The 26,095-nt window shown below is 71.6% G+C and carries 27 protein-coding genes, 1 tRNA gene and 1 pseudogene; 20 read left to right on the top strand and 9 right to left on the bottom strand.

Features of this window, described 5'->3' with window-relative positions; translation table 11 throughout:
* Positions 1-31 precede the first annotated feature (31 nt).
* The 4 genes from NMK44_RS42625 to NMK44_RS02820 all read left to right on the top strand — a co-directional run bounded on the left by NMK44_RS42625 (position 32) and on the right by NMK44_RS02820 (position 3,849).
* Positions 32-112, top strand: coding sequence for a putative leader peptide (locus tag NMK44_RS42625; RefSeq protein WP_374215222.1), 81 nt, complete (start codon positions 32-34; stop codon positions 110-112).
* Between the two features lie 228 nt (positions 113-340).
* Positions 341-895, top strand: coding sequence for an NADPH-dependent FMN reductase (ssuE, locus tag NMK44_RS02830; protein WP_254737747.1), 555 nt, complete (start codon positions 341-343; stop codon positions 893-895).
* Positions 896-948: 53 nt separating this feature from the next.
* Entirely contained in the window at positions 949-2,082 is a 1,134-nt protein-coding gene (locus NMK44_RS02825) for an LLM class flavin-dependent oxidoreductase (RefSeq protein WP_254737745.1), read from the top strand.
* A 195-nt stretch (positions 2,083-2,277) separates the two neighbouring features.
* Positions 2,278-3,849 carry an alpha/beta hydrolase gene (locus tag NMK44_RS02820; RefSeq protein WP_254737743.1) on the top strand — a complete coding sequence of 524 codons (1,572 nt, stop codon included), beginning with the start codon at positions 2,278-2,280 and terminating at the stop codon, positions 3,847-3,849.
* A gap of 55 nt (positions 3,850-3,904) precedes the next feature.
* On the opposite strand, the gene NMK44_RS02815 is transcribed toward NMK44_RS02820, so the two are convergent.
* The gene (locus NMK44_RS02815; protein WP_254737741.1) at positions 3,905-4,096 is read right to left on the bottom strand and encodes a DUF397 domain-containing protein; all 192 of its coding nucleotides are present in this window, start codon (positions 4,094-4,096) and stop codon (positions 3,905-3,907) included.
* Positions 4,093-4,953: a helix-turn-helix domain-containing protein gene (locus tag NMK44_RS02810; protein ID WP_254737739.1), complete on the bottom strand. Its 861-nt coding sequence runs from the start codon at positions 4,951-4,953 to the stop codon at positions 4,093-4,095. Before NMK44_RS02810 ends, NMK44_RS02815 begins: the two co-directional genes overlap by 4 nt.
* Positions 4,954-5,118: 165 nt before the next feature.
* Between NMK44_RS02810 and NMK44_RS02805 the strand changes: the two genes are divergently transcribed.
* Together NMK44_RS02805 and NMK44_RS02800 are read left to right on the top strand one after the other, a co-directional pair.
* Positions 5,119-5,559: an ATP-binding protein gene (locus tag NMK44_RS02805; RefSeq protein ID WP_254737737.1), complete on the top strand. Its 441-nt coding sequence runs from the start codon at positions 5,119-5,121 to the stop codon at positions 5,557-5,559.
* Between the two features lie 13 nt (positions 5,560-5,572).
* Positions 5,573-5,890 (top strand): annotated as a pseudogene (locus NMK44_RS02800) (hypothetical protein); the annotation flags it as partial.
* A 63-nt stretch (positions 5,891-5,953) separates the two neighbouring features.
* Here the strand turns inward: NMK44_RS02800 and NMK44_RS02795 are convergent.
* Positions 5,954-6,041, bottom strand: a tRNA-Leu gene (locus NMK44_RS02795).
* Between the two features lie 234 nt (positions 6,042-6,275).
* Here NMK44_RS02795 and NMK44_RS02790 point away from each other — a divergent pair.
* Both NMK44_RS02790 and fdhD read left to right on the top strand, forming a co-directional pair.
* Entirely contained in the window at positions 6,276-6,572 is a 297-nt protein-coding gene (locus NMK44_RS02790) for a hypothetical protein (protein WP_254737735.1), read from the top strand.
* 94 nt (positions 6,573-6,666) lie between these two features.
* On the top strand, positions 6,667-7,536 hold the full coding sequence (gene fdhD / locus NMK44_RS02785; protein ID WP_254737733.1) for a formate dehydrogenase accessory sulfurtransferase FdhD: 870 nt from the start codon (positions 6,667-6,669) through the stop codon (positions 7,534-7,536).
* 21 nt (positions 7,537-7,557) lie between these two features.
* Here fdhD and NMK44_RS02780 read toward each other — a convergent pair whose 3' ends face one another.
* A complete protein-coding gene (locus NMK44_RS02780; RefSeq protein ID WP_254737731.1) occupies positions 7,558-8,028 on the bottom strand; it encodes a MarR family winged helix-turn-helix transcriptional regulator in 471 nt (156 codons plus the stop codon).
* A 109-nt stretch (positions 8,029-8,137) separates the two neighbouring features.
* Between NMK44_RS02780 and NMK44_RS02775 the strand changes: the two genes are divergently transcribed.
* The 8 genes from NMK44_RS02775 to NMK44_RS02740 all read left to right on the top strand — a co-directional run bounded on the left by NMK44_RS02775 (position 8,138) and on the right by NMK44_RS02740 (position 17,626).
* Positions 8,138-9,097: a quinone oxidoreductase family protein gene (locus tag NMK44_RS02775; RefSeq protein ID WP_254737729.1), complete on the top strand. Its 960-nt coding sequence runs from the start codon at positions 8,138-8,140 to the stop codon at positions 9,095-9,097.
* Between the two features lie 117 nt (positions 9,098-9,214).
* Positions 9,215-11,182, top strand: coding sequence for a sialidase family protein (locus NMK44_RS02770; RefSeq protein ID WP_254737727.1), 1,968 nt, complete (start codon positions 9,215-9,217; stop codon positions 11,180-11,182).
* Between the two features lie 17 nt (positions 11,183-11,199).
* Positions 11,200-11,610: a nuclear transport factor 2 family protein gene (locus NMK44_RS02765; protein WP_254737725.1), complete on the top strand. Its 411-nt coding sequence runs from the start codon at positions 11,200-11,202 to the stop codon at positions 11,608-11,610.
* Between the two features lie 49 nt (positions 11,611-11,659).
* Positions 11,660-12,331, top strand: coding sequence for a class I SAM-dependent DNA methyltransferase (locus NMK44_RS02760; protein ID WP_254737724.1), 672 nt, complete (start codon positions 11,660-11,662; stop codon positions 12,329-12,331).
* A gap of 401 nt (positions 12,332-12,732) precedes the next feature.
* Entirely contained in the window at positions 12,733-14,556 is a 1,824-nt protein-coding gene (locus NMK44_RS02755; protein WP_254737723.1) for an AMP-dependent synthetase/ligase, read from the top strand.
* Positions 14,557-14,601: 45 nt separating this feature from the next.
* A complete protein-coding gene (locus NMK44_RS02750; RefSeq protein WP_254737722.1) occupies positions 14,602-15,282 on the top strand; it encodes a hypothetical protein in 681 nt (226 codons plus the stop codon).
* Between the two features lie 120 nt (positions 15,283-15,402).
* Positions 15,403-16,236 carry an aldo/keto reductase gene (locus NMK44_RS02745; RefSeq protein ID WP_308358141.1) on the top strand — a complete coding sequence of 278 codons (834 nt, stop codon included), beginning with the start codon at positions 15,403-15,405 and terminating at the stop codon, positions 16,234-16,236.
* A gap of 214 nt (positions 16,237-16,450) precedes the next feature.
* The gene (locus NMK44_RS02740) at positions 16,451-17,626 is read left to right on the top strand and encodes a S1 family peptidase (protein ID WP_254737721.1); all 1,176 of its coding nucleotides are present in this window, start codon (positions 16,451-16,453) and stop codon (positions 17,624-17,626) included.
* A 7-nt stretch (positions 17,627-17,633) separates the two neighbouring features.
* Here the strand turns inward: NMK44_RS02740 and NMK44_RS02735 are convergent, their stop codons facing one another.
* Positions 17,634-18,560 (bottom strand): class I SAM-dependent methyltransferase, encoded by a 927-nt coding sequence (locus NMK44_RS02735; protein WP_254737720.1) that lies wholly within the window; start codon positions 18,558-18,560, stop codon positions 17,634-17,636.
* Between the two features lie 183 nt (positions 18,561-18,743).
* On the opposite strand from NMK44_RS02735, the gene NMK44_RS02730 reads away from it, so the two are divergent.
* From NMK44_RS02730 to NMK44_RS02720, 3 genes are read left to right on the top strand one after another with little or no spacing between them, the layout of a single operon-like run.
* On the top strand, positions 18,744-19,328 hold the full coding sequence (locus NMK44_RS02730; RefSeq protein WP_254737719.1) for a sigma-70 family RNA polymerase sigma factor: 585 nt from the start codon (positions 18,744-18,746) through the stop codon (positions 19,326-19,328).
* The gene (locus NMK44_RS02725; protein ID WP_254737718.1) at positions 19,325-20,152 is read left to right on the top strand and encodes an anti-sigma factor; all 828 of its coding nucleotides are present in this window, start codon (positions 19,325-19,327) and stop codon (positions 20,150-20,152) included. Before NMK44_RS02730 ends, NMK44_RS02725 begins: the two co-directional genes overlap by 4 nt.
* A 19-nt stretch (positions 20,153-20,171) precedes the next feature.
* Positions 20,172-21,548, top strand: a complete 1,377-nt coding sequence (locus tag NMK44_RS02720) for a cryptochrome/photolyase family protein (RefSeq protein WP_254737717.1) — start codon at positions 20,172-20,174, stop codon at positions 21,546-21,548.
* A gap of 24 nt (positions 21,549-21,572) precedes the next feature.
* Here the strand turns inward: NMK44_RS02720 and NMK44_RS02715 are convergent, their stop codons facing one another.
* Positions 21,573-22,811, bottom strand: coding sequence for an SAM-dependent methyltransferase (locus NMK44_RS02715; protein WP_254737716.1), 1,239 nt, complete (start codon positions 22,809-22,811; stop codon positions 21,573-21,575).
* A 110-nt stretch (positions 22,812-22,921) separates the two neighbouring features.
* Positions 22,922-23,233: a 4a-hydroxytetrahydrobiopterin dehydratase gene (locus NMK44_RS02710; protein ID WP_254737715.1), complete on the bottom strand. Its 312-nt coding sequence runs from the start codon at positions 23,231-23,233 to the stop codon at positions 22,922-22,924.
* Between the two features lie 82 nt (positions 23,234-23,315).
* Between NMK44_RS02710 and NMK44_RS02705 the strand changes: the two genes are divergently transcribed.
* Entirely contained in the window at positions 23,316-24,119 is an 804-nt protein-coding gene (locus NMK44_RS02705) for a helix-turn-helix domain-containing protein (protein WP_254737713.1), read from the top strand.
* On the opposite strand, the gene NMK44_RS02700 is transcribed toward NMK44_RS02705, so the two are convergent.
* Together NMK44_RS02700 and proP are read right to left on the bottom strand one after the other, a co-directional pair.
* On the bottom strand, positions 24,109-24,480 hold the full coding sequence (locus NMK44_RS02700; RefSeq protein ID WP_254737711.1) for a nuclear transport factor 2 family protein: 372 nt from the start codon (positions 24,478-24,480) through the stop codon (positions 24,109-24,111). The genes NMK44_RS02705 and NMK44_RS02700 overlap by 11 nt on opposite strands.
* 139 nt (positions 24,481-24,619) lie before the next feature.
* Positions 24,620-26,092 carry a glycine betaine/L-proline transporter ProP gene (proP, locus tag NMK44_RS02695; RefSeq protein WP_254737709.1) on the bottom strand — a complete coding sequence of 491 codons (1,473 nt, stop codon included), beginning with the start codon at positions 26,090-26,092 and terminating at the stop codon, positions 24,620-24,622.
* Positions 26,093-26,095: the final 3 nt, after the last annotated feature.

Below are 26,095 nucleotides of genomic sequence, written 5' to 3'. Positions count from 1 at the left end.
GCCCGGACTTTCCGCTGCTTGTATCGATGCCATGAAGCGACAGGACCTCACGCGGCGACGCCATGTCGACCTCGCGCGTGTCTCCAGCGCGTTCTGTTGCCGCCCGGTTTGATCCCCCGCCGGGCCCGAGCGCGTTCCGCCGCTCCCCTCCCCTGACTGACGCTCCCTGAGCGTGTCCCCGCGACGCCCCGTGCCCCCGCACGGCGTGTGCGGACCGCCGTGTGCCGATGCCCGGCCGCCCTCCCGTGCCGCCGTCCCCGCCGCGCGCCGTTCTCCCCTGCCCGCCGGCGGCTTCTCTCCCTCTCCCCCTCCCCGCCACCGGTTCCCCGAAAGGTCCCCCATGGCCACCGTGCTGTCCCTCTCCGGCTCCCCCTCCGCCACCTCCCGCACCGCCCGGCTGCTGCGCCATCTGGACGCCCGGCTGACCGCCCAGGGCCATGACGTCATCCCGCTGGACATCCGTACGCTGCCCGCCGCCGCCCTGCTCGGCGCCGACTTCAGCCATCCGGCCATCACCCGTGCCACGGCGCTGGTCGAGCAGGCGGACGGGATCATCGTGGGCACCCCCGTCTACAAGGCCGCCTACTCGGGGCTGCTGAAGTCACTGCTCGACCTGCTGCCGCAGTACGCGCTCGCGGGCAAGACCGTCCTGCCACTGGCTACCGGCGGCACCACGGCACACGTCCTGGCCATCGATTACGCGCTGCGCCCGGTGCTGTCGTCGATGGGCGCGGCCCATATCGTCCAGGGCTGGTTCACCCTCGACAAGGACATCACCGTCGGACCGGACGGCGGGGTGAGCGTGTCGCCCGGCACGGCCGAGGCGCTGGGACAGGTGGTCGACCAGTTCTCGGTGGCACTCGGCCGCACCGCCGTGTTCGCCGCCGCGGGCTGACCGCCCCCGCCGGAGCCCCCGCCCCCCGCACCCCCGACCACGAAAGATCCACGATGTCCCTCACCTTCCACTGGTTCCTGCCCACCAACGGAGACAGCCGTCATGTGGTGGGCGGTGGCCACGGAACACCCGTCACCGCGGCGGGCGGTGACCGGCCGCCGTCCGTCGGCTATCTGACCCAGATCGCCCGCGCCGCCGAGGACCTGGGCTTCGTCGGCGCGCTGACCCCGACCGGAGCGTGGTGCGAGGACGCCTGGCTGACCACCGCCATGGTCAGCCAGCACACCGAACGGCTGAAGTTCCTGGTGGCGTTCCGCCCCGGTTCCGTCTCGCCCACGCTCGCCGCGCAGATGGCCGCCACCTACCAGCGGCAGACGGGCGGGCGGCTGCTGCTCAACGTGGTCACCGGCGGGGAGAGCCAGGAGCAGCGCGCCTACGGCGACTTCCTCGACAAGGACGCCCGCTACGCCCGCACCGGTGAGTTCCTCCAGATCGTGCGCGGCCTGTGGGACGGCCGGACCGTCGATCTGGCCGGGGACCACCTGCGAGTGGAGGACGCCACGCTCGCCCGGCTGCCCGACCCGGTGCCCGAGGTCTACTTCGGCGGCTCCTCCCCCGCCGCCGGACGGGTGGCGGCCCGCCACGCGGATGTCTACCTCACCTGGGGCGAACCGCCCGCCCAGGTCGCCGAGAAGATCGCCTGGATCCGCTCAATGGCCGAACGCGAGGGGCGCACCGTCCGCTTCGGCATCCGGCTGCATGTCATCACCCGGGACACCGCCGGACAGGCGTGGGACGAGGCCCAGCGGCTGCTGGACGGTTTCGACCCGGAGACCGTACGGGCCATCCAGCAGGGCCTGGGCCGCAGCGAGTCCGAGGGCCAGCGGCGGATGCTCGCCCTGCACGGCGGCAGCCGGGACGAACTGGAGATCCACCCCAATCTGTGGGCCGGGATCGGTCTGGTGCGCGGTGGCGCCGGCACGGCCCTGGTGGGCAGCCATGCGGAGGTGGCGGAGCGGATCGAGGAGTACCGGGCCATCGGGATCGAGGAGTTCGTGCTCTCGGGCTATCCGCATCTGGAGGAGGCGTACTGGTTCGGGGAGGGTGTGCTGCCCATGCTCCGGGCACGCGGGCTGTGGACCCATCCGGCCCACCCCGGCGCGGCGCCACCGGCCGCCGCGCGTTGAGGCAGCGAGAGAGAGGGGGCCGGGCTGATGCCCGGCCCCTTTCGCATGCCCCCGCGACGACGGAACGTAGTCGAGGGTTGCTCACCTTTGCCGATGGTTTCATATTCCACACCTGGAGAATTAAATGCGAAGAAGCCATCGAGAACCGCGTCTACGGGCAGGTCGGGCTGTTGACCGCCCCTACGCTCTTCCTTCATGTCACGTTCCATACGCCACAATCCGACCAAGTCCCTCCTCGCCGCAGCCCTGGTTCTCTCCCTCGGTGCGCTCACCGGCTGTAACAGTGATGACGACAAGAAGCACGACGCACGTTCCACGTCCGCGTCATCCACCAAGGACCTGCCCGCCACGCTGACCGGACAGAAGCTCGCCTGGAAGAAGTGCTCGGCGCCGGGCGGCGGCGAGGCCCCGGGCAAGGGCTGGGAGTGCGCCACCCTCAAAGCCCCCCTCGACTACGCCAAGCCGGACGGCGAGACCACCGGCATCGCCCTGGTCCGCGGCAAGACCACCGGGAAGGGCAAGCGCATCGGCTCGCTGGTCTTCAACTTCGGCGGCCCCGGCGCCTCCGGCGTGGACACCCTTCCGGGCTTCGGCAAGGACTACGCGAAACTGCGCTCGAAGTACGACCTGGTCAGCTTCGACCCGCGCGGGATCGGCGGAAGCGAGGGGGTGCGTTGCCTGAACGGCAAGCAGCTCGACGCGCACTTCCAGGTGGACCGGTCCCCCGAGACCGACGCCGAGGTGAAGGCGATGACCGCGGCCTCCAGGAAGTACATCGCCGCCTGCCAGAAGCACTCCGGCAAGATCCTGCCGCACGCCGACACTCAGAGCACCGCACGTGACATGGACCTGATGCGTGAGGTGCTCGGCGACAAGAAGCTCCACTACTTCGGGATCTCGTACGGCACCGAGCTCGGCGGGGTCTACGCCCACCTCTTCCCGAAGAACGTGGGCCACTCGGTCATGGACGCCGTGGTCGACCCGACCGAGGACATGGTCCAGTCCGCCCTCGGCCAGGTGAAGGGCTTCCAACTGGCCTTCACCAACTACATGAAGGACTGCACCAAGCACGGCGCCAAATGTCCGACCGGCCCGGGCGGTGCCGAGGGCACCAAGCGGATCGCAGCCCTGCTCAAGGCTGTCGACTCGAAGCCGCTGCCGACCGAGGACGGCCGTCGTGTCACCGAAGACATCGCCGTCAACGGCATCGTCGCCGCGCTCTACGACAAGGAGAACTGGGACCCGCTCAGTGCCGGGCTGCTCGAAGCCATGCGGTTGCACGAGGGCAACACCCTGCTCGCCCTGTCCGACAACTACAACGAACGCGACGAGCACGGCAACTACTCCACCATCAGCGACTCCAACGCGGCCGTGAGCTGTGCCGACCGCAAGCAGCGCTTCAGCGTCGCCGATGTGCGTGCCAAGCTGCCCGAGTTCCGCAAGGCGTCACCGATCTTCGGGGAGACCACGGCTTGGAGCCTCACCGGCTGCACCGGCTGGCCGGTCGCGGGTAAGGCCGACCACCCGGACGTCTCCGCCGACGGCTCGGCGAAGACCCTGGTCATCGGCAACACCGGTGACCCGGCCACCCCGTACGAGGGTGCGCGGAAGATGTCCCGGGCGCTCGGCAAGGGCGTGGGCGTCGACATCACGCTCAAGGGCGAGGGCCACGGCGGCTACAACTCCCACAACCCGTGTCTGACGAAGCTGGTCGACCGCTACCTGCTGGACAGCAAGATCCCGGCCTCGGGAACGGTCTGTTCCTGACCGAGCGGGTGCGTTCCGGCGGGGACACTATCCCCGCCGGAACGCCCCATCGCTCCTACGCGCGGTCACCCGCCACGTAACGCACGAACCGCTCCCAGCCCTCACGCCCGACCGCGAAGTCCGGGCGGCTCACGTCCTTGGAGTCACGTACGTGAACGGCCTGTTCGGTGACGGCGACCTCCACGCAGTCGTCGCCCTGACTCCCGCTGTAGCTCGACTTGAACCAGGCGAGTTCGGACCTGCTCATAGCGCTCCTCGCAGTCGCTCCAGCAGACCCCACGAGTCCTTGGGGGTCAGGGCCTGCGAGCGCAGTGTGTCATAGCGCTGATGGAGAAGACTCACCTCTTTCGGGTCACCGATCAGCCGACCGTTCTGCTGCCCCTCGGAGTACGCGAGCCGCCGTCCCTCCGGCGTTTCGAGCAGTCGGACAGGACCGTCGAGGCAGGCATGCAACTCAGCTTCCAGCGGCACGACTTGCAGCTTCACGTTGCGCACGGCGCTGAGGGCCAGTACGTGGTCCAGCAAGGCCCGCATCTTCTCCCTCCCGCCGAACTTCCGCCGGAGGACGCACTCCTCCACGATGAAGCTGAACGGGACGTCCGGACGGTCGTACAGCATCTTCTGCCGCTCCATGCGAGCCGCAACCTGGGCCTCCAACTGCGTGTCCGTCAGCAATGGAATAGTGCCCTCGAACACCGCCCGTGCGTAGTCCACCGACTGCAACAAGCCCGGCACCAGCCTGCACTCGTAGGTGCACAGGCTCACCGCCGCCCTCTCCAGCCGGGCCCACTGCCGGAACCACACAGCGATCCCCGGCTCTCCACGCGAGAGGTATCGGGCCGCCTTCCGCAACGCACCCGTGTTCCCCAGCGCCTCCTCCGCCCGCTCCACGAACGACTCATCCGGCATCCGGCGTCCCAGTTCCACCGAGGCCACGGTGTGCTTGGAGAACCGGACCAGCTCCCCGAACTCCGCCCGGCTCAGGCCCGCGTGCTCACGCAGCGCCTGGACGACGGCTCCGAAGGTCCGCAGACTGTCCGAGGGGTCGGGCTCCCGCTCCCAGTCGCCCTCGCCCGTCAGCCCAAGGGCGTTGTCAGTCGTCATACACGGCCACCTCCAGCAAGCGTCACAACGAGGCCCCCGCACTCGACTGAGCCCTCAGCCTGGTGCCACGGCGGGCGTACCGTCCACCGAACGCGCATGTACGCTGACGCAGCGTACGCAGCGCGCCGCTGGTGAAGCCCGTGGCGCAGCCGTCACCGTGGCCCCATGAACGTGAGCACACCCCAACTCCCCACCACCCCACGAGGCTTCACACAGCGGCTGCCCTCCACCCGGCGCGGGGCGCGGCTCGCCCGCCTGTTCGCCGTGGAGCAGCTCCGCACCTGGCCGGTGCCGCCGGGCGTCGTCGAACGCGCGGAGGCCGTCATCGCCGAACTCGCCGCGAACGCGGCCCTGCACGGCCGCGTCCAGGGCCGCGACTTCCGGCTCACCCTCACCCACGACGAGGCGGCCGGAACCCTCCGCATCGAGGTCGCGGACACCCTCGGCGAGAAGACCCCGGTGCTGGGGCCGCTCCCGGCCCCGGACAGCGAAACGGGCCGCGGACTGCACCTGATCGCTGCCCTCGCCGACCGCTGGGGTACGGAACTCCACGCCTCCGTGGGCAAAACCGTATGGGCGGAGCTGGACGGCCAAGAGCATGGCTGAGAACCGCCCGCGCGTGCACCATCACGGCTATCTCTGGACCGGCCCCAAGGACCGCTTCGACAAGGAAGCCTTACGCCGGCCCCCGCATCCCGAGCCGCCTCCGGCAGGAAGCAAGCCGGAACTGATCCAGCGCTACCGGGAGGTCACGGCGGAGTTCCCCACCACGGACCTCCCACCCCTGGAGACGGCGTACTGGCTCATCAAGCCCCTCGCGCTCGTCCGCGGCACATGGGACGAAGCGAAGGAAGCGGCGGTCTGGCTCGGGGAGCGGCTGGCCGAGCACGCCCCGCGGTTCGCCTCCGTGCGGGACCGCGATATCTCGCGCCTGGCCGGGCAGCCATCCGCAACACCGCCCAGAAACGCAGAAAACCCCAGGTGAACTGGGGTTTCTTGATGGTGTCCGAGGGGGGACTTGAACCCCCACGCCCGATAAAGGGCACTAGCACCTCAAGCTAGCGCGTCTGCCATTCCGCCACCCGGACAAGGTGTCTGCACCGCGGTCTCCCGCGGCGACATGGACAACGATACCAAGGTTTTGGAGTGCGTTTCACCTGCGTATCCGCACCGCCCGAACCGGCATCGACCTGGGGTGACACCCGCCCGGGAGGCGCGGATACGACGCTCGGTGGCCGCCCACGGGCGGACGGTAGCCGGAGCAAGCTCCGGACAAGGCGAGCCGTTCGCCCGTGATCGCCGCACCGCTACGCTCACCCGCCATGGAGATAGCCGCTTACTGCACGCTGGTGCTGATCGCACTGCTATACCCCGCCGTCGAGAGCAGGATGCGACGCCTCGAACGCCGGGCCCAGCGGATGGAGCAGAAACTGGATCTGGTCATGGACCACCTCGGCATCGCCGTGGTCACCCCCGGCATCGAGGAGGTGGAGCGACTGGCGCGGGAGGGCAAGACGATCGAGGCGATCAAGACCTACCGCAAGATCACCGACGCGGACCTGCTGGAGGCCAAGCAGGCCGTGGACCGGATGACGGGTCCGGTGAGCCCCGGGGCATGAGCCCTGCCCCGGTCCGTGGCCACCGCATCGCCGGAAATCCGGTGCTGGAGAATGGGACGGTACGCCATCCCCCACGGAAGCGGGACTGATCGACATGGGACGGGTCACCGAGCGGCGCCGGGTCATCCGCGTCCGGGACGGCGCGGTCAGCGCGCGGCCGGACACCCTCGTGGCCGAGGAGCCGATGGAGATCCGGCTGAACGGCAAGCCGCTCGCCATCACCATGCGGACCCCCGGTGACGACTTCGCCCTCGCCGCCGGGTTCCTGGTGAGCGAGGGGGTGCTCGGCCACCGGGACGAGCTGGCGAACATCGTCTACTGCGCGGGCGCGACCGAGGACGGCTCGAACACGTACAACGTGGTGGATGTGAAGCTGGCCCCCGGTGTCGCCGTCCCGGACATCACGCTGGAGCGGAACGTCTACACGACGTCGTCCTGCGGACTGTGCGGCAAGGCCAGCCTGGACGCCGTCCGGACCACCACCCGCTGGCCGCTCCCGGCGGACAGAGCCGACGACCAGCCCCCGGCGGGGCCGCGGATCGAGCCGGAGACGCTCGCCGCCCTCCCCGACCGGCTGCGCGCCGCGCAGCGCGTCTTCGACCGGACCGGCGGACTGCACGCCGCCGCGCTGTTCACCCCGGACGGCGAACTGCTGGACGTACGCGAGGACGTGGGCCGCCACAACGCCGTGGACAAGCTGGTCGGCCGGGCGCTCCAGGAGGGGCTGCTGCCGCTGTCCGGTGCCGTACTGCTGGTCTCCGGCCGCGCCTCGTTCGAGCTGGCGCAGAAGGCGGTCATGGCGGGGATCCCGGTGCTGGCCGCGGTTTCGGCACCGTCGTCGCTGGCCGTGGACCTGGCCGTGGAGACCGGACTCACCCTGGTCGGCTTTCTGCGCGGCAGCTCCATGAACGTGTACGCGGGTGAGGAGCGCATCGCCCTGCGCAGCGCGGTCGACGAAGTCTGAGGCCAGGGCCGACCCGGGCGGTCAGCCCGCGGCCCCGCCCCCGTCACACGGTTCGGCCGGGTCCACGATGCGCCGCAACAGCCCGATCAGCTGCTCCCGTTCGGCCGGGCTGAGTCCCGCCGTCAGCGCGTCATTCGCCTCGTCGCCGAGCCGCCGGGTGCGCCGCAGCCGCAGCTCCCCGTCCTCCGAGATCGTGACCGCGTTCTTGCGGCGGTCCTTGGGGTCGGGGCTTCGGGTGACCAGGCCCTCGCCCACCAGGTCGGCCACGATCCCGGCCATGTCCTTGGGGTCGATGCCGAGCGAGCGCCCCAACTCCGCCTGGGACACCGGCCCCAGCTCCGCGACGGCGGACAGCACGGCGTGGTGCATCATCCGCATCCCCTCCCGGGCGAGGGCCTCCGCCACCAGCCGGTGGCCGCGTGCGGCGGCGCGGCCGAGCAGCCAGCTGGGCAGGGCGCGGATATGGGAGGGGGCGAACGAGGTCTCGGGCATGGCGTCAGCCTATCGCTCGATTCATGGGTGACACCAACGTTGGTAACCCCCATGAATTTCGGATACCGTTGGGTTCCCCAATGATTCCCCGCGATCCCTGGAGGCTTCCATGCGCCGCGTCCGTTTCCATGCCCACGGCGGGCCCGAGGTGCTGCGCGTCGAGGAGACGGAGTCTCCGACCCCCGCCCCCGGTGAACTGCTGGTCCGCACCGAGGCGATCGGTGTGACCCTGCCCGGTGTGCGCCGGGTCCGGGAGGGCACGGCCCCGCTGCCCGGGGCGCTGGGCGGCGAGGTGGCGGGCGAGGTGCTGGCCCTCGGCGAGGGCGTGACCGGGTTCGCGGCCGGCGACCGGATCGTCGGCATCTCGTTCTCCTGCGCCTACGCCGAGGTGACGACCGCCGCGTCGTTCACCGCGTCCCGCATACCCGAAGGGGCGACGGCCGTGGACGCCGTCGCCCTCGTACGCGGCGGCCATGTGGCCCTGGCCGCGCTCGCCACCGCGGAACCCGCGCCCGGCGGATCCGTGCTGATCACCGGTGCCGCCGGCGGGGTGGGACATCTGGCGGTCCAACTGGCCCGGCTCCAGGGCGCGTCGCGCGTCGTCGCCGCCGTCGGCTCGCGGGACAAGACCGGCTTCCTGCGCGATCTCGGCGCGGACGAGGTGGTGATGTACGGGGACGACTCCTGGGGCGAGCCGGTGGACACGGCGCTCGACGGAGTCGGCGGCGAGATCCTGCCCCGCGCCCTGACGGCCGTCGCCCCCGGCGGGCGGCTGGTCTTCTTCAGCTCCGGCGGCGGCACCGTACCCGCCCGGGAGCTGCTGTCCGGCTCCCGCACCATCACCGGACTGACCATGGCGCGGTTCGCGCAGACCCGTCCCGAGCTGTACGGACGTCACCGGTCGGAGCTCTGGCGACTGTTCGCGGAGGGTCGGCTGCGCCCGGCGGTCCACACCGCACTGCCACTGGAGGAGGCGGCGAAGGCCCACGCGGTCATCGAGTCCCGCACCAATCTCGGCAAGGTCGTCCTGCTCCCCCGAACGGACCCAACTCGTCCCGTTTCACGATGATCTGACGCAGGGTCCTTGTGGCGGCGGGCCGGAGACGGGAAACTTCTGCCGCAGTCACCCCTGAGACGTGGGATGTCTTGATGTCCTGACCGAAGGACCGAAGGGCAGGTCGTGACCATGGCGCCGGTTCACCGTCCCCACCTCCGCCCCCGCACCGGGCCGCCCCGCACCAGACCCTGGCGACGCGCCGCGGCGGTCCTGCTCACCGTCGCGGCGCTGGCCCTCACCGCGCTTCCGGTACGGGCCGCGGACGCGGACTCCCCCGCGTCGGCGGCCCGTACCCGTTCCGGATTCGAGCAGCAGGTGCTGTTCAAGGCGGCCGACGAGCCGGGGTACTCCTGCTTCCGGATCCCCGCGGTCGTACGGTCCGCGAACGGCACCCTGCTGGCGTTCGCCGAGGGCCGGGTGGACAACTGCGGTGACGCCGGGGACATCGACCTGGTGCTGAAGCGTTCCACCGACGGCGGCCGCACCTGGGGGCCGCTGCAGGTGATCGACGAGGGCGGCGGGGACACCCATGGCAACCCGGCGCCCGTGGTGGACACACGCACCGGACGCATCCTCCTCGCCAGTACCTACAACACCGGCCGGGACGACGCGCAGAGCTGCGATGTGCCCTGTGACCGCACCCCGCACCTCCAGTACAGCGATGACGACGGCGCCACCTGGTCGGCCCCGGCCGACCTCGGCCCCTCACTGCTGCCGTCCTCGTGGAACTCCTGGTACGCCACCGGTCCGGTGCACGGCATCCAGCTCCGGCACGGCCGCCACAAGGGCCGTCTGCTCTTCACCGTGAACGCCGAGAGCCACGACGGCACCCGGGTCACCCACAACCACGCCGCGCTCGCCTACAGCGACGACGGCGGCGGACGCTGGAAGATCGGCGCGGTGGACACCTTCCCCATCGCGGCGGACGGCACCTTCCGGCAGAAGCCGTCGGAGATGACGCTTGTGGAGCGCGGGGACGGTTCGGTCCTCGTCAGCGGGCGCGAACAGGACGGCACCGACCTCGGCCACCGGGACTTCGCCCTCAGCCGGGACGGCGGCGAGAGCTTCACCGCGCCCTTCCGCGCCCTCCCCGATCTGCCCGTCCCGCAGGTGCAGGGCTCGGTCCTGCCGCTGTCCACCGGCCGCGGCGGCTCCGGCAGACTGCTGCTCTCCGCCCCGGCCGACCCCGACCGGCGCCGCACCATGATGATCCGGTCCTCCTGGGACGAGGGCCGGAGCTGGGACGGGGTCGAGAACGGCGCGGTGGTCACCACCGACTGGTCCGGCTACTCGGATATGACCGCGATCTCGCACGACACCGTCGGACTGCTCTACGAGGGCGGCGCGGTCGACGCCCGCGACGAGATCCGCTTCGTCCGGTTCACCGAGGACTGGCTCGGCCCGCGCCGCGCCCCCGCCCCCACCACCGAGGACCGCGCCCCCGGCGCCCGTCCCGCGACGGTGCTCGGCGGCGCGGCCACGACCGAGGGGCGCCACGGCCGCGCACTGTCCTTCGACGGCACCGACGACGCGGTACGGCTGCCGTACCGGGACGCAACTCCGCTGGGCACCCGCGACTTCACCGTGAGCATGTGGGTCCGCTACTCCGCCGCCTCCGGGCAGCACCCCTTCCTCTGGATGGGCGGGATCGGCACCAGGCAGCCCCAGGTCTGGCTGCGCGGTGAACCGGCGAGCAACCGGATCCGGGCGCTGATCACCACGGTCAACGGCTTCGCCGGTTTCACCAGCGCCTCGGTGAGCACGGGAGCGGCGTACAACGACGGGCAGTGGCACCATCTCGCCCTGATCCGCTCCGGTGGACGGCTCTCCCTGACGGTGGACGGCGGCGCGGCCGCGACCGTGCCCGACGTCCCCGGCACCGTCAGCCGCACCTCCCCCTTCGCCCTCCACCTCGGCCAGACCGTGGACGGCCGGTCCCGGATGACGGGCGGCCTCGACGAGTTCCGGCTCTACGGCCGGGCGCTGAGCGACACCGAACTCCGCCGGATCCGGGAGTACAACGCCCCGCTGGACGGCCATGGCTCCGGCGCCCTGGTCCGGCTGCCCCTGGACCGCGTACGGTCCGCCACCCGCTGAGAGGACGCCGCACAGCCATGAACGACGCCGACACCACCGACGAGATCCGGATCCGGGCGCTGGTCGAGCGCTGGGCACGGGCGGTGCACGAGGGCGATATGGAAGGTGTGCTCGCCGACCACGCCGAGGACATCGTGATGTTCGACGTACCGCCGCCCAGCGACGGTGTCCGGGGCATCGACGCCTACCGTGCCGTCTGGCCGCCCTTCTTCGGCTGGCAGCGGCAGGGTGCGCGGTTCGAGATCGTCTCCCTGGAGGTGACCGCCGGGGCGGAGGTCGCCTTCGCCCATGCGCTGCTGCGCTGCGGTACGCCCGAGGAGCTGCGCGCCGAGCCCGGCAACCGGCTCCGGCTGACCCTCGGACTGCGCAAGGAGCAGGGGCGCTGGCTGGTGGCGCATGAGCACCATTCGTTTCCCGCCACGGACTGACGTCCCGGGCCCGGATCCGGTCCCGGAGTGATCGGTAGGGTGCCCGGTCATGACCGAAGCCGACTTCCTCCGGACCACCCGTACCTCCTACGACGCCATAGCCGTCGACTACGCCGAGCGCTTCCGCGACGAGCTGGCGGGGATGCCGCTGCAGCGTGCGATGCTCGGCGCGTTCGCGGAGACCGTACGGGAGGCCGGGGGCGGGCCGGTGGCCGATGTCGGCTGCGGACCGGGCGAGGTCACGACCTATCTGCACGGCCTGGGGCTGAACGTGTTCGGAATCGACCTGTCGCCGGGGATGCTCGCGCTGGCCCGCCGGGAGCATCCGGGACTGCGGTTCGAGGAGGGGTCGATGCTGGCCCTGGACCAGCCGGACGCTTCCCTCGCCGCGGTGGTGGCCTGGTACTCGACCATCCACATCCCGGCGGAGCGGCTGCCGGAGGTGTTCGCGGAGTTCCACCGGGTGCTGGTGCCGGGCGGCCGGCTGCTGGTCGCGTTCCAGGTGGGCGATGAGCCGCGGTGCTTCACGGAGGCGTTCGGCCACCTGGTGAACCTGACCTTCCGGCGCTGGCGGCCGGACCGGATCGCCGAGCTGCTGGACGCGGCCGGGCTGCCCGTGCACGCGCGCACGGTGCGGGGGCCGGAGCGCTGGGAGTCCACTCCGCAGGCGGTCCTGATCGCCCGCAAACCGGGCGGAGAGGACACCCCTCCGGAGATGTGACGGTGATCACACCTGGCTTGATCTCCATGGGCCCGCCGACCGCGTCCGCCCCGCACCGACCGGCCGCGTCCGGAGCCACGGATTTCGCACCACTGTGCGGAAATCGGCCGTGTGACGCCGCCGTGCGGGCGGTGACCGGGCGCCCGGCCGGGGTGATTCGGGCGGGCCCTGTGCCACCATCGGAGAGATTCCGTGCAGAAATCCGTTACATATGAGCCACACATGCGGTGCATAGGACGCGACTCTGAGCAATCCCGCCCCCGTAGGCCCCGGTTGACAGCCTTTCACCTCATCGGCCGCCACACATTCCGCGCGTTCCGGGCACAAAGGGCCTCTCCCGCATCGGCTGCCGGATCCGGTAGCGTCGCGGCGCTGTGCGGAGCGGCCTCAAGGAGCAGGGATTGCGCGAGTTCACCGTCCCCCCGTTGGCGACGACATCCAAGGTCGGAGGACTGGCGGACGCCGTCTTCGACCATGCGGACAGCGATCCGCACCGGGTGGCGCTCGCCCGGAAGACGGCGGACGGCCACTGGCAGGACGTGACCTCGGCCGAGTTCCGCGACGAGGTGATGGCGCTCGCCAAGGGATTGCTCGCCCACGGGGTCCGGTTCGGCGACCGCGTCGCGATCATGTCGCGCACCCGCTACGAGTGGACGCTGTTCGACTTCGCGCTGTGGACCCTGGGAGCCCAGAGCGTCCCGCTCTACCCCACGTCCTCCGCCGAACAGGTCTTCTGGATGCTGTACGACTCCGGGGTCACCGCCTGTGTGGTCGAGCACGAGGACCACGCGATGACCATCGGCTCGGTGGTCGGACGGCTGCCCCAGCTCGCCCGGCTGTGGCAGCTGGACGCCGGAGCGCTGGAGGAACTGCTCGCGGCCGGGGAGACGGTCGAGGACGAGATGGTGGAGCGGCACCGCCGGGCCATGACCCCGGACCAGCCCGCGACCATCATCTACACCTCGGGCACCACCGGACGCCCCAAGGGCTGTGTGATCACGCACGCCAATCTGATGGCCGAGTGCGACAACATCGTCGAGCGGTTCGAGACGGCGTTCCACTCCAAGCCGGGCGACGAGGCGGCCACCCTGCTCTTCCTGCCACTGGCGCATGTGTTCGGCCGGATGGTCGAGGTCGCCGCCATCCGCGGCCGGGTGAAACTCGGCCACCAGCCCAATCTGTCGGCCACCGCACTCCTGCCCGACCTCCAGACCTTCCAGCCGACCTTCATCCTCGCCGTGCCGTACATCTTCGAGAAGGTGTTCGCCGCGGCGCGGCGCAAGGCCGAGGCCGACGGCAAGTCCGGACCGTTCGACAAGGCCGTGGACGTGGCGGTGCGGTACGCGGAGGCGCAGGAAGCCAAGGCGTTCGGCACCGGTCCGGGGCCGGGCGCCTCGCTGCGGATGCAGCACCAGTTCTTCGACAAGGTCGTCTACAGCAAGGTGCGCGGGGCGATGGGCGGCCGGATCCGGCACGCCATGTCCGGCGGCTCCGCCATGGAACGGCGGCTCGGGCTGTTCTTCGCGGGCGCGGGCGTCACCGTCTACGAGGGCTACGGCCTCACCGAGTCCACCGCCGCCGCCACCGCCAATCCGCCCGAGCGCACCCGCTACGGCACGGTCGGGGTGCCGATCCCGGGCACCTCGGTGCACATCGCCGACGACGGGGAGGTCTGGCTGCGCGGCGGACAGATCTTCTCCGGCTACCACAACGACCCCAAGACCACCGACCAGGTGCTGCGCGACGGCTGGCTCGCCACCGGCGACCTGGGCACCCTGGACGACGACGGCTACCTCACCATCACCGGGCGGAAGAAGGAGGTCCTGGTGACCTCAGGCGGCAAGACGGTGTCGCCGGTGGGGCTGGAGGAGCGGGTGCGGGCGCATCCGCTGGTGGCCCAGGCCATCGTCGTCGGCAATGACCGGCCGTATATCGCGGCGCTGGTCACCCTGGATCCGGAGGCCGTATCGCACTGGCTGGCGATGCGCGGCAAACCGGATCTGCCGCCCAGCGAGCTGGTCCGGGACCCGGATCTGGAGACCGAGATCCGGCGGGCGGTGGTCGCTGCGAACACCACCGTCTCCCAGGCGGAGTCAATTCGTACGTTCCGGATACTTGCCGCGCAGTTCTCGGAGGAGCATGGTCTGCTGACGCCCTCGCTGAAACTGAAGCGGAAGGCGATCGAGCAGGCGTACGCCGTCGAAGTCGAGGCGCTGTACCGGTGACGTGACCAGTGACGTAACGAACTGAGCCGCTTGAGGGGGCACGCAATGATCGACGTCATTCTCCCCGACCTTCCCGAACGCACCCTTTCCCTGCTGTCCGAGGAGACACCCCGGCCCGCCGTCCCCGCCCTGACCGGGCGGATCGTGCTGGGCGGACCGGTGTCCGTACCCGTGACCGAGGAGCTCGTCGGCAGGGATCCGGACCTGTCCGCCTTCCTCGCCGCCGAGGCGCACAGCGCCGACTTCCATCTGCTGCACTGCGCGGTGACCTGCGCCCGGGACGCGCCCGAGCCGGAGCTGCACACCATCAACCTCGATCTGACGCTGTCGGCCGAGCCGGTGCGCGACGGGGCGACCGCGTTCCAGCCGGTGGCCTGGTCCATGACCCCGCGGCAGCGCACCGGGGAGACGGCGGACACCGCCCTCTCCCCCGCCGCGCACCTCGGGCCGCGGCTGGGGTTCCTCGACGGTGGCCGGGCCGGCCCGGGGGCGCGGATCTGTCTGGAGGCACGGCGGGAGCTGCGCTCCGATCCGGGCTGGGAGATCCGGCACACCCAGGCGGCGCGGATCGGCGGTACCTACCGGCTGGCCATGGTGGTCCGGGCGCCGCGCGGTGCGGTGACCCGGGCGGCGGTCGCGGTGGGGGCCACCGTGCGCGACGGCCACACCCTGCACCGCTTCCGGGAGGAGATCGCGGACCCGCTGCCGCTCATGGCACCCCGCTGACCGGGGCTGCCCTTTCGGGCAGCGTCCGCCGGGAGGCGCGGCCACGGGAATGCGCGACCGGCGGTGATCGTTGACTCCCGTGTACGACGTATCCGTATCCGACGTAAGGATCGACTGCTCGTGAGCGAGATCCCCTTCATCACCCTCAACAACGGCGTCCGGATGCCGCAGCTCGGATTCGGTGTCTGGCAGGTACCGGATGACGAAGCGCAGGTCGCGGTGCGGCACGCGCTGGAGGCCGGATACCGCAGCATCGACACGGCCGCCATCTACGGCAACGAGGAGGGCACGGGGAAGGCGCTCGCCGCGTCCGGCATCGCACGCGACGAGCTGTTCGTCACCACCAAGCTCTGGAACTCCGACCAGGGCCATGACGCCGCCCTGCGCGCCTTCGACACCTCGCTGACCAAGCTGGGCCTGGATTACGTGGATCTGTACCTCATCCACTGGCCGGTGCCCGAGGCGGACCGGTTCGTGGACACCTGGAAGGCGCTCGAGAAGATCTACGCCGACGGCCGGGCCAAGGCCATCGGGGTGTCCAACTTCCACCCCGCCCATCTCCAGCGGCTGCTCTCCGAGGGTTCGGTCGCCCCGGTGATCGACCAGGTGGAGCTGCACCCGCAGCTCCAGCAGTCGGAGCTGCGCGCGTTCAACGCCCGCCATGACATCGCCACCGAGGCGTGGTCCCCGCTCGGCCAGGGCAAGGGGCTGCTGGAGGACCCGAAACTGGCGGCCATCGGGGCCAAGCACGGGAAGACCCCGGCCCAGGTGGTGCTGCGCTGGCACCTCACCCTCGGCAATGTGGTGATCCCCAAGTCCGTGACCCCGTCGCGGATCGCGGAGAACATCGACGTGTTCGACTTCGCACTGGACACGGAGGACCTGGCCACGCTTGAGGCGATGGACTCGGGCCACCGCCTCGGTCCCGACCCCGACACGTTCAATGTGACCTGAGCCCGGCACCGGCCCGACAGCCGACCTCGAAGGGCCGACCGGCTCAACCGCCCCGCCGCGTATGACGCGGCGGGGCGCTGTCGTACCCCGGCCGCGCCCGGCACCCTCCGGAAGGGCTCCGGCGTCCGCCGAGCGGTCCTCGGCACCCACAATTACGCTTGGCGCTCAGTAAGGCACACAGCGTGACTGTTTTTTGAGCCTGAGGAGACAGCCCATGCCCCGCAGACGCCGTCACGGCCTTGAACTGGCCGCCGGTTGCACCGTCGCCATAGCCGCCCTCTTTCTGAGCACCGGTATACCCGCGGTCGCCGACCCCGGGGATCCCACCCATGGCCCGCAGCGGGAGATCCCTCCCGGAATGCTCGCCGCCATGCAGCGTGACCTCGGTCTGACGGCCGATGAGGCGAAGACCCGCATCAACAACGAGTACCGGGCCGGCGCCGCCGAACCCGGACTGCGCAAGACCCTCGGCGGCTCGTACGGCGGCGCCTGGGTGAGCGGCAACACGGCCGAGCTGACGGTCGCCACCACCGACCGGGGCCAGCGCGGCACCATCACCGCCAGCGGCGCCAACGCCGCGGTCGTCGACCACAGCCTGAAGGAACTCGCCGCCGCGAAGGACGCCCTGGACCGGACCGCGGCATCGCGCGCCCCGGCCGTGGACGCCGCCTCCGCCTGGTACGTGGACGTCAAGAGCAACAGCGTGGTGGTCCAGGCGGCCAACACCGCCGGGGCGACCGACTTCGTCGCCGCCAGCGGTGCCGACCGCGATGTGGTCCGGGTCGTGCAGTCGCCCGAGCGCCCCCGCCCCCTGTACGACCTGCGCGGCGGCGAGGCGTACTACATCAACAGCTCCGCGCGCTGCTCGATCGGCTTCTCGGTGAGCCAGGGCGACCGCAACGGCTTCGTCACCGCCGGACACTGCGGCGACCCCGGGGACTCCACCGCCGGGTACAACCGCGTCGCCCAGGGTTCCTTCCAGGGGTCCACCTTCCCGGGCAACGACTACGCCTGGGTGGAGACCAACGACAACTGGACCCCGCAGCCGTGGGTGGTCGGCGCCGACAACGCCAATGTGGTGGTCAGCGGCTCCCAGCAGGCGCCGGTGGGCTCGTCCGTCTGCCGCTCCGGCTCGACCACCGGCTGGCACTGCGGGACGATCCTCCAGCACAACACCAGCGTGCAGTACGCCGAGGGCACCGTCCGGGGTGTCTCCCGCACCAATGTGTGCGCCGAGCCGGGTGACTCCGGCGGGCCGTACATCTCCGGCAATGAGGGACAGGGCGTCCTCTCCGGCGGCTCCGGCAACTGCACCCGGGGCGGTACGACCTACTACCAGCCGCTGAACCCGATCCTCTCGGCCTACAACCTCACCCTCACCACCGGCTGATCCCGGCTCATCCCGTCCGCAGCGCGCTGTGGACGGTCTGGGCGCTCAGCACGAAGGCGTCCGGCCGCCGCATGATCCCGGCGGGGTCGTCGGGGTCGAGCAGCCGGTCCAGCGCCAGGAGGTCGCCGTCGGCCAGCCGGTCGGCGGCGGCCTCGCGCCGGTGGCCCAGTTCGGCGCGGAGCCACTGACGGGCCGGGGTGTCCAGCGGGGCGGGCAGATCGAGCAGGAAGGTACGGCTGGCGGCCCCGTCCAGCCCGGCCCCGGCCAGCATCGCGGACCAGTCCTCGACCGTCTCCACGGTGTCCGGCAGCGCGGCCCGCATCTCGGCGAACGTCTCCGTGTTGACGACCTCGAGCCGGGACATGAGACCGGGCCGTCCGAGCCCGGCGTCACGCGGCAGACAGCGCAGCGGCAGTCCGCCCTCGGCCAGGGCCAGCACTCCGCCGGGGCGCAGCCGGGCGGCGAGCGCACGGACCGCGGCCCGCTGGTCGCCCAGATGGTGCACGGTCTTGCTGGACCAGATGAGATCCGCCTCGTCCAGCGCCCCGAGGTCACCGGGCAGTTCGGCGCGGCGGGTGCGGATGCGGCCGGCCAGGCCCAGCCGCGCGGCCCGGTCCCGGGTCCGCTCCAGCAGCTCCTCGGCGCCGTCCACCGCGACCACCTCGGCCTGCGGGAAGACCTGGGCGAGCAGACAGGTGACCACCCCGGGGCCGCTGCCGACGTCCAGGATCCGGCGCACCTCCCCGCCGGTCCGCTCCGCCAGCCACCGCGCGGCCCCGTGGTGCACGGGCGCGCTCAGCTCGGCGCCCTGCTCCAGCAGCGGGCCGAGGACGTTCCAGTCGAGGTCGGTGTGGTCGTGTCCGTGGTGGCCGTGGCGTTCGTCATGGCCGTGGGGTCCCTGGGGGTGGGCGTCCGCGCCCTGGTGTCCGGTCATGCGCCGAGCCTCCACCGGGCCGCCGCGGACCGCCAACGTATCTTGCCGGACCGGCAACTTCCGCGCCCGGCGCCACCGTCCGCGCATCTTCGGAACACCTTCACCAATCCGCGCCCGTCCGGGTGACGAATGAGGTACGACACCTGGGTGTGCGCCGCATCGATCATCCCGGAAGGACGGCCTGTGAGAGAACCCGTGTACATCGGCGGACCGGCCGCCCGTGGCCCGGCCCTCGAGGAGTTGCTCCACATGGTGGCCCGGGGTGACCAGAACGCGTTCGCGGCCCTGTACGACGCCGTCTGCGGGCCCGTCCTCGGGCTGACGCGCAGTCTGCTGCGCGATCCGGCCCAGGCCGAGGAGGTCACCCAGGAGGTACTGGTCGAGGTGTGGCGGTCGGCGGCGCGGTTCGAGCCGGGCCGGGGCAGCGCGATGGGGTGGATCATGACGCTGGCCCACCGGCGCGCGGTGGACCGGGTGCGCTCCGCACAGGCCGCCTCCGACCGTGAGGCGCGCGCCGCGCTGCTGGCCCGCACCCCCGCGTTCGACGAGGTGACCGAACAGGTGGAGGCCAGGCTGGAGCGCGAGCAGGTGCGCCGCTGTATGCGGACGCTGACCGAACTGCAACGGCAGTCGGTGACGCTCGCGTACTACCGGGGCCGTACCTACCGCGAAGTGGCGGAGCTGCTGTCGCTGCCGCTGGGGACCGTGAAGACCAGACTCCGGGACGGGCTCATCCGGCTCCGGGACTGCATGGGAGTCGGGGCATGACCAGAGCGGATCTGCACACCTTGACCGGGGCGTACGCGGTGCATGCACTGTCCGGCAGGGAGCTGGAGGAGTTCGAGCGCCACCTCGCGGTGTGCGAGGCGTGCGCGCTGGAGGTGCGGGAGCTGCGGGAGACCGCGGGGCGGCTGGCGGTGGCCACCTCGCTGACCCCGTCGCCGCTGATGAAGGACGAGGTGATGCGGCGGATCGCCACGGTGCGTCAGGAGCCGCCGCGGGTGGCGTCCCACGACGGCCGGGACGACCGCCGGGACGACCGCCGGACCCAGGTGGGCCGCGGCCGCGAGTCCCGCGGCGCGGGGCGGCCCCGGCGGCGCGGTGGGCGCAAGGCCCTGGGCTTCGCGCTGGCCGCCTGTCTGGCCGGGGCGGCGGCGCTCGGCGGGGCCGCGGTGTGGCAGTACCGGCAGGCGTCCGACGCACGGAACACGGCGGACCGGGCCGAGCGCCGGGTCGCCGAGGTGGACGAGCTGGCCAGGGTGCTGGCCGCACCGGACGCCCGTACCCGCACCGGCAAGCTCAAGGACGGCGCGACGGGCGCGGTCGTGGTCTCCCGCGGACTGGACCGCGCGGTGTTCCTCTCCTCCGGTCTGCCCGAAGCGCCCTCGGGCCGGGTCTACCAGCTCTGGTTCAGCGACGGGGGCACGATGCGCCCGGCGGGGCTGCTGCACACCTCCGGCGGGGGTTCGGCGGCGCTGCTCCGGGGGCCGGTCGGGACATCGTCGGCCATGGGCCTCACGGTGGAGCCGGCCGGCGGTTCCAAGGCACCGACGACCGACCCGATCGCGCTGATGACGTTCCCCTCGGGCTGAGCCGGTGTAAACGAACAGGGTGACTTCTTCGATCGCCGTCTTCACCTCCGATCTGCGGCTGCGCGACAACCCCGTGCTCCATGCCGCCGTCCGCGCCGCTGACCAGGTCGTTCCATTGTTCGTCCTGGACCCCGGACTGGTCCGCACGGGGTTCGCGGTGCCCAACCGGATGGCGTTCCTCGCGGACGCCCTGGCGGATCTGGACGCGGGCCTGCGGGAGCGCGGCGGTGCGCTGATCCTCCGTAAGGGTGACCCGGTGGCGGAGATCCGCCGGGTGGCGGACCGAGTGGACGCCGCCGAGGTCCATATCGCGGGCGGGGTGAGCGGCTACGCGGGGCGGCGCGAGGCACGGCTGCGAGAGGCGCTGGCCGCGGACGGGCGGGAGCTGCGGGTGCACGGCGCGGTGGTCACGGCGGTGGAGCCGGGCGAGGTGGTCCCGGCGGGCAAGGACCACTTCGCCGTGTTCACCCCGTACTTCCGCGCCTGGCAGCGGATCGAGCCCCGCCCGGTGCTGGCCGCCCCGCGCCGCGTACCGCTGCCGGAGCTGTCGGGCCTGCGCTGCGAACCGCTGTCCGCGGTGACCGCGCTCGCCCCGGGCGACACCTCGCCCGGACTGCCCCGGGGCGGGGAGACGGCCGGGCGGCGCCGGTTCACCGCATGGCGGCGGTCGGGGCTCGGCGGGTACGCCGACGACCACGACGACCTGCCCGGCGACGCCACTTCGCGGCTCTCGCCGTATCTGCACTTCGGCTGTCTGTCCCCGGTGGAACTGGTGCGCCGGGCGCAGGAGTCGGGCGGCGAGGGCGCCGAGGCGTTCGTCCGCCAGCTCGCCTGGCGGGACTTCCACCACCAGGTGCTCGCCGCCCGCCCGGACGCCGCGCACACCGACTACCGCACCCGTCAGGACCGGTGGCGCGCCGATGCCGCGGAGATCGCGGCGTGGAAGGCGGGGCGCACCGGCTATCCGCTGGTGGACGCCGGGATGCGGCAGCTCCGTCACGAGGGATGGATGCACAACCGGGCGCGACTGCTGGTGGCCAGCTTCCTCACCAAGACGCTGTACACCGACTGGCGGATCGGGGCTCAGTACTTCCTGGATCTGCTGGTGGACGGCGATATGGCCAACAACCAGCTCAACTGGCAGTGGGTGGCGGGCACCGGTACCGACACCCGCCCCCACCGGGTCCTCAACCCGCTCGCCCAGGCCAAGCGGTTCGACCCGGACGGCGCGTATGTGCGCCGCTGGGTACCGGAACTGGCGGGCGTCAAAGGCCGGCGCGTCCACACCCCCTGGCGGCTGCCGGAGGACGAACGGGCCCGGCTGGACTACCCGGACCCCATTGTCGACCTGGACGCGGGCCTGGCCCGTTTCAAGCGGGCCAGAAACCGCGACTGACGCCCCGGCGGGGTCCGGCGGCGGTCAGGCGGCCGCGCCCGCCGGGTACCACGTCTCCGGGGTGACCGGCATACAACTGGCGCCCCGGTCGGTGGGGCGGACCGCGAGGATCTGGTCGACGCCCATCCGTCCCTCCTCCAGGGCGAGGGCCGCACCGGCGAGCCGCAACCGCCAGGCGCGGGCGGCGGGTTCGCCCGCCAGACGGCGGAAGCCCGCCCAGTCCGCCTCCAGCGTGGCGCGCCAGGCGGTGACCGTACGGACGTAGTGTTCGCGCAGCGACTCCGAGGCGCGCACCTCCAGTCCGGACGCCTCCAGCAGACCGATGGTCTCGCCGAGCGGGCGCGCCCGCGGCCGGAGGGCGAGATGCCCGGTCAGCGGTGGTCCGGGGTCGGCCGCCGGGGACGGCCGGGAGAGCTGCTGGACCAGGGCCCGGCCGCCGGGGCGGAGCATCCGGTGCAGGGTGCGGAAGAGCTCCGGATACTGCTCGTCGCCCAGGTACTCGCCCGCCTCCACACATGCGACGGCCTCGTACTGGCCGCCCCGCAGCGCGTGGTGGTCGCCCAGTTCGACATCGACCCGGTGGCGCAGACCGCGTTCGCGCACCCGCCCGGCCAGCAGGTCACGTTCCTCCGGGACCGTGGTGACGGCGGTGACCTGCGCGCCGTAGCGGTCGGCCGCGTGCAGGGCGAGCGCTCCCCAGCCGCAGCCGATGTCCAGCAGCCGGGCGCCGGGCACCAGGTTCAGCTTGCGGCAGATGACGTCCAGCTTGTCGCGCTGGGCGTCGGCGAGCCGGTACGCGGGGTCCTGACGGGTCCAGTAGGCGCAGGACAGCGCCATGGACGGGTCCAGCAGCCGCCTGTGGAACTCGGCGGTGACCTCCGGGCGCGTGGTGTCGTCACGGGCAGGTGGCCGGCCGACGAGGGCGCCGAACCGTACGGCGGTGGCAGCGGCTCTGGCCCGGGTGGCCAGGACCGGTCCGCCGGACGGGGACGCGGCGCGTCCGTGCACCGCGTGCCACAGGGCGCGCAGCCCCTCGGTGAGGTCGCCTTCGACGTCGAGGTCACCGCTGATGTACGCCTCGGCCAGATCCGGTCCGGTGGGCCGCCACATCAGCCGGCGCACCGCCCGCCGGGAGCGCAGCCGTACCCGCGGCGCACCGGGCGGTCCCGCCTCGCTGCCGTCCCAGGCACACAGCCGCACCGGGAGCGGGGCGCCGAGCAGCCGTTCGGCGCGGGGGGCGAGGGCGGCGGCCACGTCGCTCATGGGTCTGCCTCCTGCAAGCAGGGCCGCCGGGCGGCTCACGTCCGCCGGGCCGGCCACCGGTGTACCTTCCAGGAGGTATTCGGGGCCGGCCGGGCGGCGGATTGGTCAGCTCACGCGGTGCGCGCCCCGTGTGCGGCCGCCGCGTCCTCGATCCGCCGGGCGAGGCCGAAGTCCAGCTCGGTCACCTTGCCGCCCACGCTGTGGGTGTTCACCGTGACGCCGACCGTGTTGTAACCGAGCGTCAGCTCGGAGTGGTGGTTCAGCTCGTCCTGGATCCGGGCGATCTCCGCGACCAGCGCGGCGGCCTGCGGATGGCCGCCGAAGGCGTAGTGGCGGATGAGCCGGTCCTCCGCCCAGGACCAGCCGGGGAGGCGTTCGAGGCGGTCCTGGACCTCCTGCCGGCCGAGCGGTTCGACTGCCATGGCACATCCCTTCGTCCTGGGCGGCGGATCAGCGCTCCCCACCCTGCCACGTCCGCCCGCCGGGTTCGGTTACCTTCCTCCCATGACAACTGCGACGTCGGCCGGGGTGGGCGAGCTGCTGCGCGGGTGGCGGAACCGTAGGCGGATCAGCCAGCTCGAGCTCGCACTGCGCGCCGATTCCTCCTCGCGCCACATCAGCTTCATCGAGACCGGCCGGTCACGGCCGAGCCAGGAGATGGTGCTGCGGCTCGCCGACCACCTCGAGGTGCCGGTGCGCGAGCGCAACGCGCTGCTGCTGGCCGCGGGGTACGCCCCGCAGTTTCCCGAGCGCGCGGTCGACGACCCGTCGATGGAGACCCTGCGCGAGGGGATGAAGCGGCTGCTGACGGGCTATGAGCCCTATCCCGCGCTGGTGGTGAACGGCGTCTACGAGGTGCAGGCGGCCAACCGCGGGATCGCCATGCTGCTGGACGGCGTCGCGGAACATCTGCTGACGCCCCCGCTCAACGCGATGCGCATCACCCTCCACCCGGAGGGTCTGGCCCCCCGCATCCGCAACTTCCGCGAGTGGCGCGGTCATCTGCTGGACCAGATGGACCGCCAGCTCTGGATGGTGCACTCCCCCGCGCTGCGGGCGGTCTACGAGGAGGTGGCGGCCTATCCGGTGCCGGAGAGCGGTGGCCGGGAGAGCGCCGCGGCGCGTGGCCACGCGCCGTTCGCCCTCCCGATGATGATCGAGCACGGTGGCCGGGTGCTCTCCTTCATCTCCACCATCGCCACCTTCAACACGCCCATGGACGTGACCGTCTCCGAGCTGGCCATCGAGACGTTCCTGCCGGCCGACCGGGAGACCGCCGCCGCCCTGGGCGAACTCGTCACGCGGTAGGGACGCGGTCCAGGAAGCCGAGGACGGAGCGGATCCGGCCGTCCTCGGCCAGGGTGATCACATCGAACCCGGCGACCGGCGCGGAGCCGTCGGCGGTGGAGACCAGCTCCCAGGTGAACCGGGCCGTGTCGTGGTGGCCGTCGACGGTGCCGGTGTGGCGGAACTCGAAGCCGGGGAACTGCTCATGGACCCCGGCGATGACGGCGGCGAGCTCTTGATGGCCGCGGACGTCGGTCAGCGGGTCGGTGTAGGTGCCGTCCTCGGTCAGGGCGGCGGCCACGGCCTTGGCGAGGGTGCCGGCGTCGGTGGCGTTCCACGCCTCGAAGTAGCGGGCGACGGTGGCGTCGTAGTCGAAGGTCATGGCAGAACACACTCCTCGGCGGAAGTACGGCGGGTGAAGGGCGGATACCGGGCCGGAGTGCGCCGGCCCGGGATCCGTTGCCCCCACTCTGCGGCAGCTTCGCCGGGCGGGTCGATGACCTCCGAGGTCATGGCCCGGGTCAGGAGCGCTGTGCCGCCACCAGCTCGATGGCCTCCTCCTTGGTGGCCACCGCGGGCGGGGACCCCTCCAGCGGCAGGCGCGCGGTCTCCTTCATCGCGGCGGTGGCGATGATGCCGACCACGGCCGCGGCCATCGTGTAGTAGGCGGGCATCAGATCGTCGCCGGTACCGCTGACCAGACCCTCGATCACCAGCGGGGTGGTGCCGCCGAACAGCGAGACGGAGATGTTGAACGCGATGGACAGCGAGCCGTAGCGCACATCGGTGGGGAACAGCGCGGGCAGCGACGCCGACATCACGCTGACGTACGGCAGCAGACACAGCCCCAGCAGGAGCAGCCCGGTGAACACCGCGGCGGGGCTGCCCTGCTTGATGAGCAGGAAGCTGGGCACGGCCAGGACGAAGAAGCCGACCGAACCGGCCATCAGCAGCGGTTTGCGGCCGATGCGGTCCGAGAGGCGGCCGACGAAGGTGATGGCCGCCATCAGCACCAGCATCACCACGATGATGGACACCAGGGCGCTGGTGGCGCTGTAGCCGAGGGTGTCGGAGAGATAGGTCGGCATGTAGGACAGCAGCATGTAGTCGGTGATGTTGTACGCGGCCACCAGCGCGATGCACAGCATCATCACCGGCCACTGGCTGCGGAACACCTGCCAGAACGGCGGGGTCTGCCGCTCCTCGGCCGTGGTGGCGCCCTCCTCCTCCAGCTTCCGGAAGGCGGGCGTCTCGTCCAGCTTCAGCCGCAGATACAGGCCGATCAGTCCGACCGGCGCGGCGGCCAGGAACGGAATACGCCAGCCCCAGGACTCCATGGAGGCGTCGGAGAGCGCCACGGTGAGGATGGTGACCATCCCGGCGGCGGCGGTGTAGCCGATGAGGGTGCCGAATTCCAGGAAACTCCCGAAGAATCCACGGCGTTTGTCGGGCGAGTACTCGGCGATGAAGGTGGAGGCCCCGCCGTATTCACCGCCCGTGGAGAACCCCTGGAGCATCCGGAAGAGGATGAGCAGCGCGGGGGCCCAGAAGCCGATGGTGGCATATCCGGGGATCAGTCCGATGGCGAGGGTGCTGGACGCCATCATGATCATGGTGAGGGACAGGACCTTCTTACGCCCGATACGGTCACCGAGCGGTCCGAAGTACAGCCCGCCGAGGGGCCGTACGAGAAACGCTACGGCAAACGTGGCAAGCGAGGAGAGGACTTGGGCCGTGTCATTTCCGGACGGAAAGAAAACCTTGCCGATGGTGACCGCGAGATAACTGTAGATCCCGAAGTCGAACCATTCCATGGCATTTCCCAGAGCCGCCGCCTTCACGGCTTTCCGGACCGCTCTCTCCTCCGTGACCGTGATATCGCTGCGGCGCAGCGGCGGGTTCTTGCGGCGCTCGACGGCCCGCAGCAACCGGGGGTGACGGACGGGGGCGGCGGCCGCCGGGGCGGGCGCTTCGGAATCGGTCGGGACCGGCACAGG

The organism is Streptomyces cucumeris (assembly GCF_024295805.1).
GTDB classification, from domain to species: Bacteria; Actinomycetota; Actinomycetes; order Streptomycetales; family Streptomycetaceae; genus Streptomyces; species Streptomyces cucumeris.
Note: the sequence above shows the minus strand (reverse complement) of the source record. Positions and strands in the feature narration are given on the sequence as shown.

Bases quoted from the DNA above. Each gene is read 5' to 3' on its own strand.
- NMK44_RS42625 (WP_374215222.1), top strand. From the start codon at position 32: ATGAAGCGACAGGACCTCACGCGGCGACGCCATGTCGACCTCGCGCGT.
- NMK44_RS02810 (WP_254737739.1), bottom strand. From the start codon at position 4,953: ATGACGACTGACAACGCCCTTGGGCTGACGGGCGAGGGCGACTGGGAG.
- NMK44_RS02740 (WP_254737721.1), top strand. From the start codon at position 16,451: ATGCCCCGCAGACGCCGTCACGGCCTTGAACTGGCCGCCGGTTGCACC.
- NMK44_RS02780 (WP_254737731.1), bottom strand. From the start codon at position 8,028: ATGCCCGAGACCTCGTTCGCCCCCTCCCATATCCGCGCCCTGCCCAGC.
- NMK44_RS02815 (WP_254737741.1), bottom strand. From the start codon at position 4,096: ATGAGCAGGTCCGAACTCGCCTGGTTCAAGTCGAGCTACAGCGGGAGT.
- NMK44_RS02710 (WP_254737715.1), bottom strand. From the start codon at position 23,233: ATGGCAGTCGAACCGCTCGGCCGGCAGGAGGTCCAGGACCGCCTCGAA.
- NMK44_RS02765 (WP_254737725.1), top strand. From the start codon at position 11,200: ATGAACGACGCCGACACCACCGACGAGATCCGGATCCGGGCGCTGGTC.
- NMK44_RS02725 (WP_254737718.1), top strand. From the start codon at position 19,325: ATGACCAGAGCGGATCTGCACACCTTGACCGGGGCGTACGCGGTGCAT.
- fdhD (WP_254737733.1), top strand. From the start codon at position 6,667: ATGGGACGGGTCACCGAGCGGCGCCGGGTCATCCGCGTCCGGGACGGC.
- NMK44_RS02805 (WP_254737737.1), top strand. From the start codon at position 5,119: ATGAACGTGAGCACACCCCAACTCCCCACCACCCCACGAGGCTTCACA.
- ssuE (WP_254737747.1), top strand. From the start codon at position 341: ATGGCCACCGTGCTGTCCCTCTCCGGCTCCCCCTCCGCCACCTCCCGC.
- NMK44_RS02790 (WP_254737735.1), top strand. From the start codon at position 6,276: ATGGAGATAGCCGCTTACTGCACGCTGGTGCTGATCGCACTGCTATAC.
- NMK44_RS02715 (WP_254737716.1), bottom strand. From the start codon at position 22,811: ATGAGCGACGTGGCCGCCGCCCTCGCCCCCCGCGCCGAACGGCTGCTC.
- NMK44_RS02760 (WP_254737724.1), top strand. From the start codon at position 11,660: ATGACCGAAGCCGACTTCCTCCGGACCACCCGTACCTCCTACGACGCC.
- NMK44_RS02825 (WP_254737745.1), top strand. From the start codon at position 949: ATGTCCCTCACCTTCCACTGGTTCCTGCCCACCAACGGAGACAGCCGT.
- NMK44_RS02705 (WP_254737713.1), top strand. From the start codon at position 23,316: ATGACAACTGCGACGTCGGCCGGGGTGGGCGAGCTGCTGCGCGGGTGG.
- NMK44_RS02700 (WP_254737711.1), bottom strand. From the start codon at position 24,480: ATGACCTTCGACTACGACGCCACCGTCGCCCGCTACTTCGAGGCGTGG.
- NMK44_RS02775 (WP_254737729.1), top strand. From the start codon at position 8,138: ATGCGCCGCGTCCGTTTCCATGCCCACGGCGGGCCCGAGGTGCTGCGC.
- NMK44_RS02750 (WP_254737722.1), top strand. From the start codon at position 14,602: ATGATCGACGTCATTCTCCCCGACCTTCCCGAACGCACCCTTTCCCTG.
- NMK44_RS02770 (WP_254737727.1), top strand. From the start codon at position 9,215: ATGGCGCCGGTTCACCGTCCCCACCTCCGCCCCCGCACCGGGCCGCCC.
- NMK44_RS02735 (WP_254737720.1), bottom strand. From the start codon at position 18,560: ATGACCGGACACCAGGGCGCGGACGCCCACCCCCAGGGACCCCACGGC.
- NMK44_RS02820 (WP_254737743.1), top strand. From the start codon at position 2,278: ATGTCACGTTCCATACGCCACAATCCGACCAAGTCCCTCCTCGCCGCA.